General features: G+C 67.9%; 3 protein-coding genes. All 3 read left to right on the top strand.

The window, feature by feature from the left end:
* Positions 1–4220 (top strand): type I polyketide synthase (locus ADBZ5N_RS16275; protein ID WP_526259188.1); only part of this gene is annotated, 4220 nt, incomplete at its 5' end.
* Between the two features lie 86 nt (positions 4221–4306).
* Positions 4307–6037, top strand: a complete 1731-nt coding sequence (locus tag ADBZ5N_RS16270) for a fatty-acid--AMP ligase (RefSeq protein ID WP_526259186.1) — start codon at positions 4307–4309, stop codon at positions 6035–6037.
* The coding region (locus ADBZ5N_RS16265) for a beta-ketoacyl synthase N-terminal-like domain-containing protein (protein ID WP_526259184.1) at positions 6034–7204 on the top strand (1171 nt) is incomplete at its 3' end. The genes ADBZ5N_RS16270 and ADBZ5N_RS16265, both read left to right, overlap by 4 nt.

Genomic DNA, 7204 nt, shown 5'->3' with positions numbered 1-7204 from the left:
CGGTGCTGGGTCGGGGGCGCGGTGTTGATGAGCCGTTGTTGATCGGGTCGGTGAAGTCGAATCTGGGGCATTTGGAGGCCGCGGCGGGGGTGGCCGGCCTGGCCAAAGCCGTCCTGGCGTTGTCGCGTGGCGTGATTCCGCCGACGCTGGGCTACTCCAACCCGAATCCGCACATTCCGTTTGACAATCTGCGGCTCAAAGTCGTTGCTGAACAGACTGATTGGGCTGACCGGGGCCGACCACGCCGGGCTGGGGTGTCGTCCTTCGGCTTCGGGGGCACCAACGCACACGTCGTCTTGGAACAGGCACCGGCGATACCGGACAGGCCGCCGGTGGAGTCCCAGCCGGTGAGCACCTTGGTGATTTCCGGCAAAAGTCCGGCACGAATCGCGGCGACGGCGGGGATGTTGGCGGACTGGCTGGCCGAGTCCGACTCCGACTCGGATCTCGACCAGGTGGCGCACACCCTCAACCATCACCGCGGCGGACACCGGTTCTTCGCCACCGTGTGCGCCCGGGACCGTACCCAGGCGCAGGCCGGGTTGGCGGCATTGGCCGCCGGGGGTTCCGCCCCGGGCGTCGTCGGGCCGCACGACGGACCGTGCCGGCCCGGGACGGTGTTCGTCTATTCCGGTCAGGGTTCGCAGTGGGCCGGCATGGGCCGGCGGTTACTCGCGGATGAACCGGCCTTCGCCGCGGCAGTCGACGAACTGGAACCGGCATTCGTCGAGCAGACCGGGTTCTCGCTGCGTGAGGTCTTAGAGTCGGGTGAACCCGTGGTCGGCATCGACCGGATTCAGCCCGTGCTGGTGGGTCTGCAACTGGCGCTGACCGCACTGTGGCGGTCCCATCGGGTGCACCCGGATGCGGTGATCGGGCACTCGATGGGCGAGGTGACCGCCGCCGTCGTCGCCGGTGCGCTGACTCCCGCGCAGGGTTTGAAGGTGATCGCGACCCGGTCTCGGCTGATGTCGCGGTTGTCCGGGCAGGGTGCGATGGCGCTGCTGGAATTGTCCGCAGCAGAGGCCGAGGAACTACTCGCCGGGTACCCGGGGGTGACCATCGCGGTGGAGGCCTCACCGCGGCAGGTGGTGATCGCAGGTACGCCCGAGCAGGTCGAGGCGCTCATCGCGGTGGTCGCCGGACGGGACAGGTTGGCCCGGCGAGTGGATGTCGACGTGGCCTCGCACCACTCGATCATCGACCCGGTGCTGGCCGATCTCCGGGCGGAACTGGCTGATCTTGACCCCCGTCCGCCGGCGATTCCGGTGTTCATCACCACCGAAGGGCGCGCCGACGCTGCGGTCTTCGACGCCGAACACTGGGTTGCCAACCTGCGCAACCCCGTTCGTTTCAGCCAAGCCATCGCCGCCGCCGGCACCGAGCACGGCACCTTCATCGAAATCAGCCCCAACCCGGTGCTCACCTACGCCATCGACGACACCCTCGACGACACCCACCACCACACGGTGCCCACCCTGGTCCGCGACAGCGACGACACCTGGACCTTCCACACCAACCTCAACGCCACGCACACCACCCGCCCACCGGAAACGCCACACCAGCCCGAACCGCACATCACGCTGCCGCCCACCCCGTGGCAGCACACCCACCACTGGATCCCCGACCCACCGCCGCGGCACAGTGGCGTCTCGGGCCCCGCTCCCGGCACCGTGCTGGGATCGCACACCCCGGTGGCCGGCGCGGTTGGCGGGCATCTCTGGCAGGCGCGCGTGGCACCGCAGAGCAGGCCATACCCGGGTTTCCGGCGCATCGTCGGGGTGGAGGTCGTCCCCCCGTCGGTCCTCATCCAGACCCTTGCCGCCGCGGTGTCCCAGTACGGCGCCGAGGGCATCGAGGACATCCGCTTCGACAGCCCGCTGACCCTCGACCAGCCGCGGATGGTCCAGGTGTTCACCGACGGCGAAGCGATCACCATCTCCTCGGCGGGCGACGACGGCCAGCACTGGGTCCGGAATGTGACCGCCCGGATCTCCGGCCGCGGCGCACCAGAACCCGCCGGAACCGGCGTCGGCGACGCCCCTGCTGCAGATCCGTCCGCCATCGACGAACAGCGCAACGTCTGGGGGATCGAGGGCCAACCTTTCGAGTGGTCGGTCGATGCGCACGAGGCGACACCGGGACGGTTGCGGGCCGACATCGCCCTGCCGCCGGGGTCGACGTCGACGGCCCTGCTAGACGCCGCGATGGACATAACCCAACTCGTTGCCGCCGGGGTAGGTCCAGACGCTGGTGATGTGGGGCTCATGCTCCCGATCGCCGCTGACGGCATCCATGTCGTCGCCGCGACGCCCGGCGTGACCGGCGGGGTGGTCGAGGTGTGGCAACGCGGGGACGCCGACGACCTCATCGTCGACATCGCCGTCCGCTTTGCCGACGGGCGTCCCTGCGGCGATGTGCGTGGTCTGCGTTATCGGGTGGTGGAGTCGGCCGCTGCGCTGGCACCGGCCGCCGATCCCGACACCGTCGCCCACATCATCGAGTGGCAACCCTGGGAACCGGACCCCGCGCCGGCCCGCTTGCCCGCCCCGGTGGCACCCGCCCCGATCGCGGTGATCGGCGACGACGACGCCACCCGGACGCTGCGTGCGCGGTTCACCGAACTCGGTCACCCGGCTGCCGACCTCACCGATGCCCGCTACGTCGTCTACGTGCCAGACGTGACGGTCCCGGACGTGGCTACCCCGGATACCGACGTCGACGTCGCGACCCGGCTCATCTGCGAAGTCGGCGACACCGTCGCCCGGTTGGTGCAACGCGATCCGCGCAACCCGGTGACACTGTGGATCCTGACCCGGGGTGTCCACGAAGCCCTTTCCGACGCCGCCCGGCGGCAGAGTTGCCTGTGGGCTCTGAGCGGTGTCATCGGCGCCGAGCAGCCCCAATTGTGGGGCGGGCTGATCGACGTCGGGCCGCAGGCGGACCTGGCGGACTGCGCGGCAACGCTGTCCCCGATGCTGAACACCCCGGCGAAGTCCACCCTGCTGCTGCGCGACGGTGCCCTCTTGACGTCGGTCCTGGCGCCGGTCTCCGCCGCACCGGCGCGGCAGCCGTTGCGCTGTCGCCCGGACGGGGCCTACCTGATCACAGGTGGTTTGGGAGACCTGGGCCTGCTGATGGCCGACTGGCTCGCCGATCGCGGTGCCCGGCGCATCGTCCTGCTGGGTCGCACCAAGGTGTCACGCGACAACAGTGGCGAGACCGTCGACCCGGGCACCCGCCGCAGGCTGGCTGCGATCGCCGCCCTGGAGCGCCGCGGCGTCTCGGTGGAGACCGCGGCTATTGACATCGGGTCGGCGCAGGAGGTGCAGGACCTGCTGGCCGCCCGGGTGCATGACGGCGCCGCACCGATCCGCGGGGTCATCCACGCGGCCGGGCTTGCCGAGGGGCAACTGCTGACCGACCTTGAGCCTGAGCGGGTGCGGCGCACCGTCTGGCCCAAGATCGCCGGTGCGCAGGTGTTGCACAACGCATTCCCGCCGGGACAACTGGACTTCCTCTATTTGACCGCATCGGCCGGGACGGTGTTCGGCGTTCCCGGACAGGCCGCCTACGCGGGGGGTAACGCCTATCTGGACGGCCTGGCCCGGGCACGTCACCAGCAGGGCGACAACACCGTCAGCCTGGACTGGGTGGCCTGGGAGGGACTCGGTTTCGGCAAAGACGCCCAACTCGTGGTCGACGAACTCGAGCGGGTCGGATCGCGACCGATCAATCCGGCCGAAGCCTCCGCAGCCTGGGAGTACGTCAGCCATTTCGACACCGCGCAAGTAGTGATGGCCCCGATGCGTGGCGCCGCACCGACTTCCGCGGCGACTGCTGCCAGCACACCGAAAGTCGACTGGTCCGGGCTGTCGGCTGAGGACCTGCGCGCCGAACTCCGGCACGGAGTCCGGGCCATCCTGGCCGGGGAGTTGCGGGTTGCCGAGGATCAGATCGAACTGGACCGGCCGTTTGCCGAGATGGGCCTGAACTCGGTGATGGCGATCTCGATTCGGCGCCAGCTTGAGCAGTTCGTCGGCCTGGAGTTGTCGGCGACCATGCTGTTCAACCATCCGACGATCGAGAGCTTCTCCAACTACCTCGCCATTCGGCTGTCACCGGAGTCGGCACCGCCCGACGACGAGTACATCGACGACGCCGGCAGCGTGCTCGACTCCCTGTTCGACACCGTGGAGTCGACGTCGTTCCAACCTTGACAACGAAGGCGAAAGCCTCCGACCCAGTGACGGGCCACCATGGCTGACCACCGTGACTGGCCACCACCGATCGAAAGGGTGCTGTGATGCCGGAGATTGAGAACTCAATCCCCGCGCTCCTTGAGCGTAGGGCGCAGCTGCAGCCGGATGACGTCGCCTACACCTTCATCGACTACGAGGCCGATCCGGAGGGGTTCGCCGAAAGCCTGACCTGGTCCGAACTGCACCAGCGGGTCCAGGTGGTGGCTGCGACGCTGCTGAAGTACGGGTCACCCGGCGACCGGGCAGTGATTCTGGCGCCGCAGAGCCTGGAGTACATCGTCGGCTTCTTCGGCGCGATCCAGGCCGGGTTCATTGCCGCGCCGTTGACGGTGCCGATGTTCGGTCAGCACGATGAGCGGATCGTCGGGGCACTGCGCGATTGCCTTCCGGTAGCGGTCCTCACCACATCCGCGGTCGCTGATGGGATCGCCGAATACGTGCAGGGCACGCCCACCCAGCGACCGCCCCGGGTGATCGAGGTCGACGCGCTGGACTTCTACTCTCCGGCCGCCGCGGCCCCCGCAGTGGCGGCGTCAAAAATCGCCTACCTGCAATACACGTCGGGCTCCACGCGGCAACCAGCCGGAGTTGCAGTCACCCATCGCAACGTTCTGGTCAATCTGGAGCAGGCACTGCCCGACCTCTTCGAGGCCTACGGAGCGGTTCCGCTGCCTGATATGACCGCCGTGTCGTGGCTGCCCTTTTATCACGACATGGGACTGCTGGCCGGCATCTTCATTCCGTTGGTGGTGGGCCGTCCGAGCGTGCTGATGAGTCCAATCGCCTTCCTGCAGCAGCCGGCCCGTTGGATTCAGCAGTTGGCCACCCACACCAGCACCTTCACCGCCGCGCCGAACTTCGCCTACGAACTGGCCGCGGCCCGGACCTCCGACGAGGACCTGGCGGGTCTGGACTTAGCTGGCGTACGGGTGATGATCAACGGGGCCGAGCGGGTGCTGAGCTCTACGGTGCGCCGGTTCAACGAGCGCTTCGAATCGTTCAATCTGTCACCGGCCGCGATGCGTCCGTCTTACGGCCTGGCCGAGGCGACGGTGTACGTGGTTTCCTCGCCGGGCGGGCGAGCGCCGACTGTGTTGCAGTTCGACATCGAGAAGTTGTCCGCGGGGCATGCCGAGCGGTGCCCGGAGGGCGGTACCGAGATGGTGGGCTGCGGAGCGCCCCGGTCCTCGGGTCTGTTGCGGATCGTCGATCCGGACACCATGCAGGAGAAGCCCGCCGGGGAGTTGGGGGAGATCTGGCTGCACGGTGAGCATGTGACCGCGGGCTACTGGCGTAATCCGGAATTGACGGCGCAGCTCTACGGTGGGCATCTGACCCAGCCGTCGGAGGGGACACCCGCCGACCCGTGGTTGCGGACCGGTGATCTCGGGGTGATCTTCGACGGTGAGTTGTACATCATCGGCCGGATCAAGGATCTGCTGATTATCGACGGCCGCAACATCTATCCCGACGATATCGAGGCCACCATCATCGACATCACCGGCGCCCGGGTGGCGGCGGTTTCGGTGCAGGACGACACCCGCGAGCGACTGGTGGTGCTCGCTGAGCTGCGCAAGCCTGACCCGGCGCTGATGCCCGAGCTGAAAAACCACGTGACAGCGGCCATTGCGAAGGCTCACGGGGTGCGGGTGTCCGATGTGGCCTTCCTGGCGCAGGGATCGTTGCCGATAACCACCAGCGGGAAGGTGCGGCGGTCGGCCAGCATGGCGCGGTATCGATCCGGTGAGTTCAGTCGGTTGGATGTGGGGCCATGACCTCCGAACCCAATGAGGACGGCGTCCGCCGTTGGCTGGCCGACTACCTCGTTGATGGGCTGGACTGCAGTCGGGAGCAGTTAGACCGCGGCGCATCCATGCACGACCTGGGGGTCGGTTCCCGGGATGCGGTGGTCCTGACCGGTCGACTGTCGGAGTTCCTGGGCAGGCCCGTTTCGCCGGTGGAGTTCTGGCAGTACCCGACCGTCGATGCGCTGGCGCGATTCGTCACCGGCGGCGAGGTCGAACCGGTTGACACAACCCTCGGTGTCACCGGGCACAGTCGCGAGCCCATCGCGGTCATCGGGGTGGGCTGCCGTTTCCCCGGCGGGGTCAGCGATCTGGACGGCTTGTGGGAGTTCCTGGCCGCCGGCGGGACCGGGGTCAGGGAAGTCCCACGCGACCGGTGGTCCTGGTTCGAGGACGGCTCACCGCAGGAAGCCGACGCTCTGGCCGCTACGACGCGGTGGGGCGGATTCCTCGATGATGTGGCGGCCTTCGACGCGGAGTTCTTCGAGATCCCGCCCGGCGAGGCCGACAAGATGGACCCGCACCAACGGCTGCTGCTTGAGGTCACCCAAGAGGCACTCGACCACGCCGGAGTACCCGCCGATGCGCTGGCCGGAACACGCACCGGGGTCTTCGCCGGGGCTTGCTCGGCTGAGTATTGGGCTATGGCGACAACGGATTTCACCGCCATTGACGCCTGGTCTGCCACCGGTGGCGCGTTGAGCATCATCGCCAACCGGTTGTCGTATGTGTTTGATTTGCGGGGTCCGTCGGTGACGGTGGACACGGCGTGTTCGTCGTCGTTGGTGGCGGTGCATTTGGCGTGTCAGAGTTTGCGGTCGGGGGAGTCGGATGTGGCGTTGGCCGGCGGGGTGAACGTGTTGTTGTCCCCGGCGCCGACCCGCAGTTTCGACGTCGCCGAGGCTTTGTCCCGCACGGGTGCCTGTCATGCCTTTGATGCTGCGGCGGACGGGTTTGTGCGTAGTGAGGGTGCCGGGGTGGTGGTGCTCAAGCGGCTGTCGGATGCGGTTGCTGATGGTGATCGGGTGTTGGCGGTCATTCGGGGGTCGGCGGTTAATCAGGATGGTCGGTCCAATGGGTTGATGGCGCCGAATCCGGCGGCGCAGATGGCGGTGTTGCGTTCGGCGTATGCCGATG

Origin of the sequence: Mycobacterium sp. (assembly GCF_044370595.1) — a bacterium.
Taxonomy (GTDB): Bacteria; Actinomycetota; Actinomycetes; order Mycobacteriales; family Mycobacteriaceae; genus Mycobacterium.
This window is presented reverse-complemented; position numbering and strand designations above follow the sequence as displayed.

Excerpts from the sequence above, each read along its gene's own strand:
- ADBZ5N_RS16270 (WP_526259186.1), top strand. The coding sequence starts at position 4,307 with ATGCCGGAGATTGAGAACTCAATCCCCGCGCTCCTTGAGCGTAGGGCG.